We start from the raw sequence: 13494 nt of genomic DNA, 5'->3' as shown, positions 1-13494 counted from the left end.
CACCGCGCGGCCTCCGGGGGTAGAATCTGCGCCTCGCACCGATGAAGGCCGCCCGGTCCGCATGCCGGCCGGATGACGGGCCTTCTGCCGTTTCGGAGGACCCCGTGCTGCGCGCGTTCGAACGTCTGCTTGATCCCTTCCCGCCCGACGAGGCACCGCCGCCGCCCAAAGGCCTGGCGGCCTTCCTGTGGGCCTGCACCCGCGGCACCCGCCGCTACTTCGTCGCGCTGGCGCTGCTGAGTGCCGGCGTGTCGATCTACGAAGCGTGGCTGTTCAGCTTCCTCGGGCAAGTGGTGGATCTGCTGGCGGCGTGGCAAGGGAACCGGGACGCTTCGGCACAGGAGCAGCGCGTGCTGTGGGGAATCGGCATCGTGCTGGTGACCAGCATCGGCCTGGTGGCGCTGCGCACCATGGTGCAGCACCAGGTGCTGGCGATCAACCTGCCGTTGCGGCTGCGCTGGGATTTCCATCGGCTGATGCTCAGGCAGAGCCTGTCGTTTTTCTCCGATGAATTCGCCGGGCGCGTCACCACCAAGGTCATGCAGACCGCGCTGGCGGTGCGCGAGGTGCTGTTCACCTTTATCGAGATCGTGCTCGCCATTGGCGTGTACTTCATCACCATCATCGCGCTGGCGGGCGGCTTCGATTTCCGGCTGATGCTGCCCTTCATCGGCTGGATCGTGCTGTTCGGCCTGGCCATGCTGTATTTCGTGCCGCGACTGGGCAAGGTCGGGCAGGAGCAGGCCCATGCCCGCTCGTCGATGACCGGACGCGTCACCGACGCCTACACCAACATCACCACCGTCAAGCTGTTTTCGCACACCCGGCGCGAGGCGCATTTCGCGCGCGCGGCGATGGAGGATTTCAAGGACACGGGGTTCCGGCAGATGCGCCTCGTCAGCCAGTTCGAGATCGTCAACCAGGCCCTGGTGGTGGCGCTGATCCTGGCGGCGGGCGGCTATGCGCTGTGGCTGTGGCATGGGGCCGAGATCGGCACCGGCGCGGTGGCGGCGGTGACCGCCATGGCGCTGCGCATCAACGGCATGTCGCACTGGATCATGTGGCAGATGGCCTCGTTGTTCGAGAACATCGGCACGGTGCAGGACGGCATTGCCACGCTGACGCACGTGGCCAAGGTGCAGGACGCGCCGGGCGCGCCGGCGCTGCAGATCCGGCGCGGCGAAGTGGAATTCGACCAGGTCCGCTTCAACTACAACGGCGAGCGCCAGGTGCTCGACGGCCTCAGCCTGACCGTGCGTCCCGGCGAGAAGATCGGGCTGGTGGGCCGCTCCGGCGCGGGCAAGTCCACGCTGATCAACCTGCTGCTGCGCTTCTACGACGTGGACAGCGGCCGCATCCGCATCGACGGGCAGGACATCGCCAGGGTAACGCAGGACAGCCTGCGCGGCGCCATCGGCATGGTCACGCAGGACACCTCGCTGCTGCATCGCTCGATCCGCGACAACATCGCCTATGGCCGCCCCAACGCCACCGATGCGGAGATCCGCGACGCCGCCGTGCACGCCCAGGCCGATGACTTCATCCGCCAGCTGAGCGACCAGCATGGCCATACCGGCTACGACACGCTGGTCGGCGAACGCGGGGTGAAGCTTTCCGGCGGCCAGCGCCAGCGCATCGCGATCGCCCGCGTGATGCTCAAGAACGCCCCCATCCTGCTGCTGGACGAAGCCACCAGCGCGCTCGACTCGGAAGTCGAGGCCGCGATCCAGGAAAGCCTCGACGAAATGATGGAGGGCAAGACCGTGATCGCGATCGCCCACCGCCTTTCCACCATCGCCGCGATGGACCGCCTGATCGTGATGGACCAGGGCCGCATCGTCGAGCAGGGCACGCACGCCGAACTGCTGGCGAAGAACGGCACCTATGCGCGGCTGTGGCGGCACCAGAGCGGCGGCTTCCTGGGCGAAGAGCAGGACGAGGTGACGGATTCGGTGGCGTAGCGCGGCGGGCGCTCGGCAGGCATGCAGACCGGCTAGGCGGCCATGGCGCGGCGTTCGTCTTCATCGAGCACGGGCCCGTCGAGCGTGACGCGCGAGTGATCGGTGCGGAATTTCCGGATGATCGGCTTCAGTTCTTCCTTGACGTGCGCTTCGCTGTATCCGTTGAACAGGTGCCCGAGCAGGCCGCGGCGCAGGTCGGACGTGCCCATGATGTAGTCGGCGATGGGGAAGGTGAGGTTCATGTTGTACTTCATCATGATGCCCATGTTGTGATGCGCGGTGTGGTGGCGCCGGATCGTGTTGATGAAGGGCATGTTGCGAACGAACCAGTTGTCGTGGACGTGGCAGCAATAGTGGAAGGTCTCGTAGATCAGGTACTGCGCCACCATCGTGATGAAGACGAAGTAGCCGGCGTTGGCGTTGAAGATCAGCGATGCCAGGTAGCCCAGGCCGCCGCCGCCCACGCCGAGCGTTGCCAGCACCCGCCACGGGAAGAACACGATGCGGAATTCGCGCGTGGTATCGATGGTGGGTTCCTGGTCGGTGAAGTACTGGTGGTGCTGGCGCGTGTGGCGCTCGTAGATGGCGCGCAGCGCAAAGACGTCGATGCGGCGGTGCATGACATAGCTGTGCAGGAACCACTCGACAAAGTTGCCCGCCAGGAATACCGGCAGGATCAGCGCCCACTCCCAGGTCACGCCCTGCAGCCGCTGAATGGCCCACCACATCGCGCCGGTGCCGACGCCGTAGATCACGGCGATATGCAGCAGGCCGTTGTAGAGCGGGCTGATATCGGCCTTGTATTGTTCCCTGAACTTGCGTTGGCGTTCCGTCATCATGATTGCAACTCCATATCACTGCGCCGCACTAACATATTAGTTGGATATAAAAATGCGGCAGCCCAAAAAATGCCCCTGTTGGCCAGGGGCGCCAATGCAGGCGCGGCCGACGCCGCGCGGCGAACCGTTAATGCGAGACTTCCTCCAGCGCCTTGCCGCGGGTTTCGACACCCAGCAGCAGGACCGCCGCCGCCGCCACCGCGAAGGACAAGGCGCCAAGCGTGAAGACACCGCCCTGCCCCGCCACCGGCAACAACACCCCGACCAGGTAGGGTCCGGCCAGCGAGCCGATGCGGCCGATCGACGAAGCAAAGCCGGAGCCGGTGGCGCGCGAGCGCGTCGGGTACAGCTCCGGCGTATAGGCATAGAGCACCGACCACATGCCGAACAGGAAGAACTGCATGCACAAGCCCGCGGCGATCAACTGCTCCACCGGCAGCCGGTGCACGGCCGCCTGGCCATAGGCATACGCGGCCACGGCGCTGCCGATCAGCATGAGCGCGCAGGTCGGCTTGCGGCCCCACTTCTCCAGCAGCCATGCCGAGAAGATGAACCCCGGAATGCCGGCCAGCGAGATATAGACCGTGTAGAGCACCGACTTGGTCACGGCATAGCCGGCCTGCTGCAGCAGCGCGCCGAGCCACGTGGTCAGGCCGTAGTAGCCCAGCAGCGCAAAGAACCAGACCGACCACAGCATGACGGTGCGGCGCGCATAGGGTCCGCTCCACAGCTCCATGAAGCGCGCCTTGCGGCTCGGCGCCTGCGTGGCGCCGAAGGTCGCGGACACCGCCGGCAGCGGACGGCCGCAGGCGCGCTCCACGCGCCGCTCGATGCCGGCCATTACCGTATCGGCCTCGGCCTTGCGGCCGATGTCCTCGAGCCAGCGCGGCGACTCCGGCACCATGCGGCGTACCACGAACACGAACACGGCCGGCACCGCCAGCGCGATAAAGATACCGCGCCAGCCAATCACGGGAAGCAGCAGGTAGGTCAGCGCCCCGGCCGCGATAAAGCCGATCGGCCAGAAGCCCTCCAGGATCGCGACATACTTGCCGCGGCTTTTGGCGGGCACGATCTCCGACACCATCGACAGGCCGATCGGAAACTCCATGCCCATACCGAACCCGAGCAGCACGCGATAGATCATCAGCGAGGTCACGCTGTCCGCCAGCCCGCACATCAGGCTGCCCACGCCCCAGAAGATCATGCTGACCTGGAACACCGGCTTGCGGCCGAAGCGGTCCGCCAGCAGGCCGGCGATGGCCGCGCCCAGGAACATGCCGAGGAAGCTGGAACTGGCCAGCAGGCCGGCCTGCGCCGCGCTCAGGCCGAACTCGGCCTTGATCGAGCCCAGCACGAAGGTCATCAGGCCCAGATCCATCGAATCGAAAAACCACGCCGTGGCGATGATGCCGAACAGCGAGCGCTGGTAGCCGGTCATCGGCAATCGTTCCAGCCGCGCCGCGATGCCGGCCTCCAGCTTGAGGGCGCCTGCAGACATGTCCATGGTTGTCTCCTGTGTCAATGAGACGCGCTCTGGGGCGGCGCGCTTTCTAATATATTAGTTGCACATTTCTGATGTGCAAGTAATGGTTTACCGCCAGGGCCGGGCCGCCGCGGGCGGGGAACCAGCCGGGAAAGCGTCGGATAAATCCCCTGTCTGTGCCCTACGCAACGCGGTGCCGCTGCGCCGGGACCGGGGTGTCAGCGGACAGCGTGCCCGTCCACGCATTGCGCACAATGGCGGCGTAGCGCGCGGGCACGTCCGGCACCGGGAAGGCCTTGGCCAGGCGCGTGACACCCAGGGCATCGCGCACCAGTGCATCGATGTCGCCCTGCCCGATGCCGCAAGCCTGGAGCGTGGTCGGCAGGCCGAGGGCCGCGACCAGTTCGCGCACCACGAGCGGCACGCGTGCCACCGCGATATCGGGATCGCCTTCGGCGATGTCCAGAAGGCGGGCAATGGCCAGCAATTCCTCGCGGCGCCTGTCGGCCAGCGCATCGAGCACATACGGCAGCATCACCGCGTTGGTGGTGCCGTGCGAGCGGTGCGTCAGGCCCGCGACCGCGTAGGCAATGCCATGCACGGCGTTAAGGCCGGCGCTTCCGTATGACAGCGCCGCATAGATGCTGGCGTAGCTCATGCCGATGCGCGCTTCGCGGTCAGCGCCGTCCTGGTAGCTGCGCAACAGGTAGCAGCCGCACAGGCGGATCGACTCGCGCGCGAACAGCATCGTCAGCGCATTGCGGCCGCTGTAGCCAGGGTCCGCTTCGCCGCCGCGGTCAAAGCTGGCGGAATCGAGCGTCAGGTAGGACTCGATCGCATGGGTCAGCGCATCGATGCCGGCATCCGCGGTGACCCGCGGCGGACAGGTGTAGGTGAATTCGGGATCGACCAGCGCCACCGCCGGGCGCAGCCGGTTGTCCATGACCGCCACCTTGGTCGCGTTGTCCGGATCGACCAGGATCGCCCCCGGGGTCGCCTCCGAGCCCGTGCCGGCCGTGGTGGGCATGGCGACCAGCGGCAGGATGGGGGTGCCGCCATCGATGCTGCCGATGAACGCGCGCACCGGCTTGCCGCCGGGCAGGGTCAGGCACAGCGCCTTGGCCAGGTCGATATTGCTGCCGCCGCCCAGCGCGATGACATGGTCGACCGGCACGCCGCCGAGCCGTTGCCGCACCGCCGCCGTGGCCGCGTCGCACAGCGCGGTGGTCGGATCGGGCATGCCGCCGTCATAGACCAGCAACTCGACCTCATGCGCGCGGGCGCCGGCGACGAGTTCATTCACCCACGGCGTGGCGCCGGTAAAGTAAGTGTCCGTCACCACCAGCCCCCGGCGATAGCCGAGCCGGCGCAGCAGCGCGGGCAGTTGCGCGCGGCATCCGGCGCCCATGACCAGCCGCGCCGGGGCGCAGAAATATACGAGGTCTTCCACTCTCATGCTGTCTCCTGTGGGGTAAGTTGGGCTGACGGGCAACGGCCGGGATGGCCGGGACCGCGCCGCTATGCCAATGGCGCGGACCAGCGCGCGCGCAGGTGGCACGCGATCTCGGGAGTGCGTTGCGTCAGCACGCCATGGCCCGCGCCCGGGAGCACGATCAGTTCGGCATCCGCAATGCCGTGGGCCAGCCTCTCGCCGTGCGCAAGCGGGCAATCCTCGTCTGCGCTGCCATGGATCACGAGCGTCCGGCAACGCACCTGTGCCAGCGCGCCGCGCTGGTCGGTGCGGCGGATCGACTCCCATGTCCACGCCACCGTGCGATGGTCCGCTGCCTCGCGCAGCCCCAGCCGCCGTTCGCGGCTGGCAATGGCTTCCAGCAATGCCCCCGGTGCCGCGGGCTCGAACCATCGCACCGCGTTCAGCTGCGGCGTGCCGGAAACCAGCAGCAATTCCGCGGGCACCGGCTGTCCCGGATGCTTGTGCGCACCGGCAAGATAATTCAGCGCCACGGAAACGCCCATGCTCCATCCGGCCAGCACGAACGGGCCGCGCACGTAGCTGCGGAGCGTGCGGCGCAGCACTTCGGCGCCGGCATCGAGCGAGCAAGCCCGCGCATCGGCCGGTGGCATCGCCTGGCCGCGTCCGGGCAGGTTGGGCAGGACGAAGGTGCAGCGGTCGGCCAGCTGCCGCGCCAACGGCATCCACGCGCTGCGCGTGCCTTGTATGCCATGCATCGCAACCACCGTCACCGGGCCCTGCCCTGCGACCAGTACGTCATCTTCCGCCACGACGCCTCTCCGAACACATCTAATATATTAGTAGGATAGTAGCAGAAAACACCGCGTGCGCAAGACTCGTTGATGCTGTGTACAAAAGCTGCGTATGGCTCATATACAATGGGTTTTCCGTGCTTCCAGACTTTTGGCCATGAACGCAAGAACCCCTACCCGTGCGCGCGCCGCGGCCGCACCAGAGCCCGAAGAGGCCGCCGGCCAGCGCGGCAAGCTGACCGACCTGGCCTATGAGCAGATCGAGGAAGCCATCGTGACGCTGCAACTCGCGCCGGGCAGCTCGGTATCCGAGCTGCAGCTGAGCGAAATGACGGGCATCGGGCGCACGCCCATTCGCGAAGCCATCCAGCGGCTGGCGCGCGAGCACCTGATCATGGTGCTGCCGCAGCGCGGCTTGCTGATCGCGCCGATCGACGTCGGCAGGCAGCTGCGCCTGCTCGAGACCCGCCGCGAGGTGGAACGCCTGATCTGCCGCAGCGCCGCCCGACGCGCGACGGCCGAGCAGCGCGATCATTTCAAGCGGCTGGCAAAGGAGTTCGAACAGTCCTCCCGCAACGGCGACGATGTCGCCTTCGTCCGCGCCGATCGTGAATTCAACGAACTTTGCCTGGTGGCGGCGCGCAATGAATTCGCCGAGGGCGCGATGCGGCTGATGCACGGCCTGTCGCGCCGGTTCTGGTACCTGCACTACAAGGAAGCCGCCGACCTGCCCACCATGTCGAAGCTGCACGCCGCCGTCGCGTCAGCGATTGCGCGCGGCGAGGTCGACGGCGCCGGCGCCGCGCTCGACGCGCTGCTGGACAATATCGAGGAGTTCACGCGGGCCACGGTCCTGGGCGACTATCGCTAGTTGCAGGGGTGAACGGGCAACGGCTGGCATCCTCGCCTCAAGCGCGGCGCACCGCTCGCTCCATGCCACGTGGAGCTTTCGCACGGCGCGCGCAAGCCGCGTGCGCGCAAGCCAGATCCGCCCGGACTTCAGGTCACAGCGACTTCAGGTACTCCGCCAGGTCGGCGATGTCCTGGCTGCTCAGCCCCAGTCCCCGCTTTGTGTTGTAGGTCGTCACGACCTCCGGCAACGTCGCCGCGGAGCCGTCATGGAAATACGGAGGGTGTTGCCATACCCCCTTCAGCGGCGTGGTCCGGTATTGCCTGGTCGCGGAACGCGCGGCGTAGCTGGGGTTCTCGGGTTCCGCCATCGAGTCGCCGGGTGGGTGGAGAAGCGAGTTGGCGTCGGTAAATGCCGGGCCACTATGGCACGTGGCGCATCGGCCCGCGCCTTCGAAGATGGCTTTGCCCCGCAGTGCCGCCGCGGGGTCGAAACTGCCTGCCGGTGGCGGCGGAGCGCCCAGGGATAGCTGATACGCTTGCAGGGCCGGAAGCTTGCTGGTGACAAGATCCACCGAGCCATTGGTGATGGCGATATTCAGGCGAGGCTCGGATACGGAGCCAAGGCCACCCATCTGGGACACGGCGACATACCGATTCCAGTACATGATGTCTTCGCCATCGCCGGTAAAGGTGATGCGATGAATGCCAGCCAGCCCGAAGGCGGGCGGTATCACGACCGGCTTGCCGAGGCCGTCGATATTGTGGCGGGGGTCGTACTTGCCTGCCCCCCAGGCGTTGAGGACCTTTTTCATGGCCTCGTCAATGGCCGGTGACAGCGCGATGATGGCGCCGGGATCGAGATCCCGGTTGGGCCATCCGTCCAGCCGCTTGCCGATGCCCGGCGCGAACGAGTTGTCCACGGTCGAATGACAGAGCGCGCAGGTAATGCCGACGCGGGTGAGCCTGTCTGCCCCATTGACGGTCTCGACGGTTCCCTTGATGCCGACGACCGCGTTCAGTTTCAGCAGCGCCACCGTCGTGGCCGGGCTCTTGAGGTCGATCGTGCCATTGCGGATTCCATTCGCGATCGCCTCGGGCAAGGCCTCGGCATCCACCTTGAGGCCGACCGAGAATGCGGTCAAGGGATCCACCACGCTGGCGATGACCTCGTGCATCCTCAGGGTATCGGTCCACTTCGCTTCGTCGCCGAAGGTATCGAAGCGAAATATCTGCTTGCCCTGCTCGACCAGGGCCTTCTGCGCCGCTTCCGTGCTGGCCGCATCCGTTCCCACCCCTGCAGAACCGCCGCCGCATGCCGTGGCGGCTCCCACCGCGACCGCCGTGACGAGTGCATTGGCGAGCCTCCGTCGGCGCATGCGCTGCAGCGCAGGCTGCCGCAGCGGTACCTGCTGCACTTCCGTGCCAGGGGGCAGTGCGAAGGATTGCCTTTTCATGATCGAGGTCCTTGCCAGGATGAGATGCAGCAACTGAAATGAAGCAACCGACATGTCCGCGACGGCAGTCGCTCGAGCTTTGTCCGTTCCCTATGCAGTTAGACGTTGGCAGCCGCTGGCAGGTGACACGAGGCCGAAGCCACATAGCGATGGGTCATGGCTCGTTGCGTTTGCCTAGGATTGCTCAGGCGTGGTTCGGCACCCGGCGAGGGACGGCAGCCGGATATGCGCCCCGGTCGACTGTCACCTTTTCGCTGCTGTGCCGTCCAATGGTCAGGAACTCTGCAATATGGACAAGAACCGGGATCTCGGGCCGCCCATGAGGTCTGGCGCCGATGCCAGCACCGATGCCGAACTGGTTGCCAGCGCCCGCGCCGGCGCCGCGTCCGCCTTCGAGGTCATCATGCGGCGTCACAACCGCCTGTTGTTCCGCACCGCCCGTGGCGTGGTCTCGGATGATGCCGAAGCCCAGGATGTCGTGCAGGAAACCTACCTGCGCGCCTTCACCAGCCTCGATTCGTTTCGCAGCGAGGCCGCGCTGAGCACCTGGCTGGCGCGCATTGCCATCAATGTCGCGCTGACAGCGCAGCGCAAGCGACGCCGGCTGGTCCAGATGGAAGTCCGGGGGGAAGACGAAATATTCCCTGGCGAACCTTTGCCGGAGGCCATGATGCCGTTGCGCGCCGCTGACGACGAATCACCGGAAGCCATGGCTGAACGCGGTCAGGTGCGGGAGTTGCTGCAGGCTGCGGTCGAAAACTTGCCGCCGATCTACCGCTGCGTGTTCATCCTGCGGGCCGTCGAAGACCTGAGCGTGGACGAAACGGCTTATTGCCTCGGCGTAAGCGGTGACGTGGTCAAGACCCGCTTCCTGCGCGCCCGCATCCTGCTGCGCAAATCCCTGGCCGAAGCGGCAAAGCCCTATCTGCGCAGCACCTTCAGCTTTGCCGGTGCACGCTGCGACGCGGTGGTCAATCACGTGTTCGCGGCCCTGGGCGCGCGCGGGCTGGTCCGCTCGCCATGACGCCGCTCTCCCTGAGCCTCTGCTCCGGATAGCCGGGCGGCCATCGCCTATCGTGAACATATCCCTGGCGCATTGCCGCCGGGATTCGCCTTCACCCCGCTGATGACCTGCAACCTCTGCGACACCACCGCTGCGGCGCAGGTCCGCGCCGGGTTCGACGCCGGTGCCTTTGCCGCCGCTCGACCACATTGCGGCCGTGCTGCCGGTCAACCCTAATCGGATCGCATCACCATGACCCATACCTATCGCACCGAAACCGACCTGCTTGGCGAACGCCAGGTACCGGCCGACGCCTACTACGGCATCCACACGCTGCGGGCCTGGGAGAACTTCCAGATCAGCGGCACGCCCATCTCCTCTTGGCCGGAGCTGATCATTGCGCTCGCCTCGGTCAAGCAGGCCGCGGCCGAGGCCAATGCCGAACTTGGCCTGCTGCCCGCGAACCTGCGCGACGCCATCCTGGCCGCCTGCCACGACGTGCGCGAGGGCATGCTGCACGACCAGTTCGTTGTCGACACGATCCAGGGCGGGGCCGGCACATCGACGAACATGAACGCCAACGAGGTCATCTGCAACCGGGCGCTCGAACACCTGGGGCACAGCAAGGGCGAATACCGCTTCCTGCACCCCAACGAGCACGTCAACATGGCGCAGAGCACCAATGACGTCTATCCGACGGCATTGCGCATTGCCACGTACCTTGCCATCGAGCACCTGCTCGAAGCGATGGAAGTCTTGCGCGCGGCGTTCGAACGCAAGTCGACCGAGTTCTCCGGCCTGCTCAAGCTCGGCCGCACCCAGTTGCAGGATGCGGTGCCCATGACCCTGGGGCAGGAGTTCTCGACCTATGCGGTCATGCTCGAAGAAGACATGGCCCGCCTGCGCGAAACCGCCTTGCTGATCCGCGAGATCAACCTGGGCGCCACCGCGATCGGCACCGGCATCACCGCGCATCCGGACTACGCGCCGAAGGCGGTGTCCGCGCTGCGCCGCATCACCGGCATCGACCTGTGCCTCGCGCCCAACCTGGTGGAAGCCACGCAGGATTGCGGCGCCTTCGTGCAGATCTCCGGCGTGCTCAAGCGCATCGCCGTCAAGCTGTCCAAGACCTGCAACGACCTGCGGCTGCTGTCGAGCGGGCCGCGCGCCGGCTTTGGCGAGATCAACCTCCCGCCGATGCAGGCGGGTTCGTCGATCATGCCGGGCAAGGTCAACCCGGTCATTCCGGAGGTGGTCAACCAGATCGCCTTCGAAGTGTTCGGCAACGACATCACCATCACCTTTGCCGCCGAGGCCGGCCAGTTGCAACTCAACGCCTTCGAGCCGGTGATTGCCGCCAGCCTGCTCCGCAGTTTCCGCCACCTGACCAATGGCTGCCTGACGCTGGCGCACAAGTGCGTCGACGGCATTACCGCCAACCCCGAACGCCTGCGCGAGACCATCGAGCGATCGATCGCGCTGGTCACGGCGCTCAATCCCGTGATTGGCTACAAGAACGCGACCTCGGTCGCCGCCGAGGCCCATGCCAGGGGCACCACCATCCGCGAAGTGGTGCTGGCACGCGGCCTGATGACCGCCGCGGCGCTCGACGAGGCATTGCGCCCCGAATCCCTGATCCGGCCGCGCGCCGACAAGCTCGGCGGCAAGCCATGAACGAGAGCGTCCTCATGCCGCGCCATCGCGCCGCGCTTACGCTGCAGGGGTTCGCTCGGCCGCGCGCTGGCCGAGGCCGGCTGCGTGTCGACGACATGATGGCAGCGGGCCGCTCCAGGGCCGTCTTTCCGCGCCGCACTGTCTGAAGCCGGCGCCGTCGTGCGGACCTCCCGGTCCTGTCCGACTACGCCCCTTGCGCCTCGTCGATCCATGCGGCAACCTCCGCGGTCTTCCCTGCCACAGACCTCACCCGCTCGCATCGGCCGGTTCGGTGCCGAACCGGTTTCGCTCGCGGACATGACCATCGCGTCCGTGGATGAGCAGGTCGACCTGCCTTTGCCTGGCCTGCTCCCAGCCGGCGGCGATTGCCTCCTTCTGCGTTCGGAAGGTTTCGCGACCGTGTCCTCCGTCGGCTACCACCGCCCAGCGATCTCCGGCCGCGACAACGTGAACATCCTTGCTTGCCATGATTGTCTCCTGCGGTTGCCACGAGCCAGTCAGCGAGCGCTATGCCGGCTTTACATGCCCAGCGCGCCGTGACGGTCATCCTGAAGACCAGAAGGCCCCCTTCCCTCCGTCGTGCGAGACCCGGTGATGCATGGGCACTTGCACGGCAACTGCACGCGGCCTTTCCGCATTGCCATAAGGCCGGTATAGACGATCAAGGCCGGCGGCGGTGTCCGGCAACGTCCTACGATAGCGATGGCGCCGGAGGGGAACAGGTGGCCTGGGCCGGGGCTGTGCCGGGGCCAGGTCGACCGGCTTCCCGGAGCCGTACCTCCGCGCCGATATGGGATCGCGGCATTGCGCCTGGGCGGATCGCGATCTCTCTGGCGAAGGCAGGGAGCGGAAAGAGAGCTGCCGTCGCACTGACGGAGTGCCGAGGCAGCCGCCCGGTTTGTGGTGCCCTGCTGCCTGCTGCCGGCGCTGTTATCGTCCTGGCTTCATTCCGGCTTGACGTTGGCGGCCTTCGCCACCTGGGTCCAGGTAACCGTATCCTGCCTGATCAGCTTTGCAAAATCCGCCGGCGGCATCCCGCCAGGCTTCGCGCCCATGCCGGCCAGCCGCTCCCTGAAGTCGGCGCCCTGCACGCTTTTCTGCACGGCGCCTTGCAGCGTCCTGATCAACTCCGGCGGGGTCCCCTTCGGCGCGGCCAGGCCAAACCAGTTTGTCACCTTGTAGTCCGGCAGTCCGGCTTCCGCAAAGGTCGGCACGTCGGGCAAGCCCGGCACACGGCTGGCGCCGGTCACGGCGAGTGCGCGCGCCTTGCCACCCTTGACCTGCGGAATTGCGGTCGGGGTCGCTGTAATCAGCAGGTCGACGTTCCCGGAAATCAGGCCCATCAGCGCTTCCCCCGCCCCCTTGTAAGGGATATGGGTCAGGCTGGCGCCTGCACGCTGCTCGAACACTTCGGCGGACAAATGCGTGGAGCTGCCCGCTCCGCCCGAGCCGAAATTGAGCTTGCCGGGATGCTGCCTGGCGAAGCCGATCAGCTGCTGCAGGGTCCTGAACGGCGACCCGGCCGGAACGATCAGGGTTACCGGCGTTTGCGCGATGGTAGTGACCGGCTCGAGGTCATGCTCATGGTCCCAGGGCAGCGCCTTGAACAGCGACGGCAGCATCGTGTATGTCGTGTCGTTGGCCAGCAGGGTGTACCCGTCCGGAGCGGCCCGGGCAACCTGCATCGTGCCGATCGTACCGCTGGCCCCGGGCTTGTTCTCGACGAAGAAGGACTTGCCGGTGCTTTCGGTCAGCTTTTGCGCAATCTGCCGCGCAACAAAGTCGGTGGTACCGCCGGCCGAGTACGGCACGACGATACGGACGGGCTTGGCTGGCCATGGTTCGGCATGGCCGGATGCGCTCGCGCAAACCAGCGCGGCGGTGGCGATCAGTCGGGTCAACATGAGGCTGTCTCCTTGGTGTTGGCTTGCCGCACGCGCGTGGTTGCGCCGCGTTCACGCGCGAGCGAGGTTTCGGCGGGGCGTTCATGCGCCCCGCG

11 protein-coding genes are annotated in these 13494 nt (G+C 66.6%); 4 read left to right on the top strand and 7 right to left on the bottom strand.

Annotated elements, in window-relative coordinates; translation table 11 throughout:
- The first annotated feature begins 104 nt into the window (after nt 1-104).
- A complete protein-coding gene (locus A3AG_RS0126295) occupies nt 105-1961 on the top strand; it encodes an ABC transporter ATP-binding protein (protein ID WP_018008272.1) in 1857 nt (618 codons plus the stop codon).
- A 32-nt stretch (nt 1962-1993) separates the two neighbouring features.
- Here A3AG_RS0126295 and A3AG_RS0126290 read toward each other — a convergent pair whose 3' ends face one another.
- The 4 genes from A3AG_RS0126290 to A3AG_RS0126275 form a co-directional block, all read right to left on the bottom strand.
- Nucleotides 1994-2800: a sterol desaturase family protein gene (locus tag A3AG_RS0126290; RefSeq protein WP_018008271.1), complete on the bottom strand. Its 807-nt coding sequence runs from the start codon at nt 2798-2800 to the stop codon at nt 1994-1996.
- Nucleotides 2801-2927: 127 nt separating this feature from the next.
- Nucleotides 2928-4307, bottom strand: a complete 1380-nt coding sequence (locus tag A3AG_RS0126285; RefSeq protein ID WP_018008270.1) for an MFS transporter — start codon at nt 4305-4307, stop codon at nt 2928-2930.
- A 160-nt stretch (nt 4308-4467) separates the two neighbouring features.
- Nucleotides 4468-5742, bottom strand: a complete 1275-nt coding sequence (locus tag A3AG_RS32030) for an iron-containing alcohol dehydrogenase (RefSeq protein WP_035849716.1) — start codon at nt 5740-5742, stop codon at nt 4468-4470.
- A 62-nt stretch (nt 5743-5804) separates the two neighbouring features.
- Nucleotides 5805-6530: an alpha/beta fold hydrolase gene (locus A3AG_RS0126275; RefSeq protein ID WP_018008268.1), complete on the bottom strand. Its 726-nt coding sequence runs from the start codon at nt 6528-6530 to the stop codon at nt 5805-5807.
- Between the two features lie 139 nt (nt 6531-6669).
- Here A3AG_RS0126275 and A3AG_RS0126270 point away from each other — a divergent pair, with 139 nt between their 5' ends.
- Nucleotides 6670-7383, top strand: a complete 714-nt coding sequence (locus A3AG_RS0126270) for a GntR family transcriptional regulator (protein ID WP_018008267.1) — start codon at nt 6670-6672, stop codon at nt 7381-7383.
- A gap of 133 nt (nt 7384-7516) precedes the next feature.
- On the opposite strand, the gene A3AG_RS0126265 is transcribed toward A3AG_RS0126270, so the two are convergent.
- A complete protein-coding gene (locus A3AG_RS0126265; RefSeq protein ID WP_240619972.1) occupies nt 7517-8872 on the bottom strand; it encodes a c-type cytochrome in 1356 nt (451 codons plus the stop codon).
- Between the two features lie 235 nt (nt 8873-9107).
- Between A3AG_RS0126265 and A3AG_RS0126260 the strand changes: the two genes are divergently transcribed.
- Nucleotides 9108-9842: an RNA polymerase sigma factor gene (locus A3AG_RS0126260; RefSeq protein WP_018008265.1), complete on the top strand. Its 735-nt coding sequence runs from the start codon at nt 9108-9110 to the stop codon at nt 9840-9842.
- Nucleotides 9843-10073: 231 nt separating this feature from the next.
- Nucleotides 10074-11495, top strand: a complete 1422-nt coding sequence (gene aspA, locus A3AG_RS0126255) for an aspartate ammonia-lyase (protein WP_018008264.1) — start codon at nt 10074-10076, stop codon at nt 11493-11495.
- Nucleotides 11496-11741: 246 nt separating this feature from the next.
- Here aspA and A3AG_RS0126245 read toward each other — a convergent pair whose 3' ends face one another.
- Both A3AG_RS0126245 and A3AG_RS0126240 read right to left on the bottom strand, forming a co-directional pair.
- Nucleotides 11742-11963 (bottom strand): DUF2188 domain-containing protein, encoded by a 222-nt coding sequence (locus A3AG_RS0126245; protein WP_018008262.1) that lies wholly within the window; start codon nt 11961-11963, stop codon nt 11742-11744.
- A gap of 476 nt (nt 11964-12439) precedes the next feature.
- Entirely contained in the window at nt 12440-13399 is a 960-nt protein-coding gene (locus tag A3AG_RS0126240; protein WP_018008261.1) for a Bug family tripartite tricarboxylate transporter substrate binding protein, read from the bottom strand.
- Nucleotides 13400-13494 lie beyond the last annotated feature (95 nt).

Origin of the sequence: Cupriavidus neocaledonicus (genome assembly GCF_000372525.1) — a bacterium.
Classification (GTDB): Bacteria; Pseudomonadota; Gammaproteobacteria; order Burkholderiales; family Burkholderiaceae; genus Cupriavidus; species Cupriavidus neocaledonicus.
The sequence above is the reverse complement of the archived record's forward strand: the minus strand, read 5'-3'. Positions and strand labels throughout refer to the sequence as shown.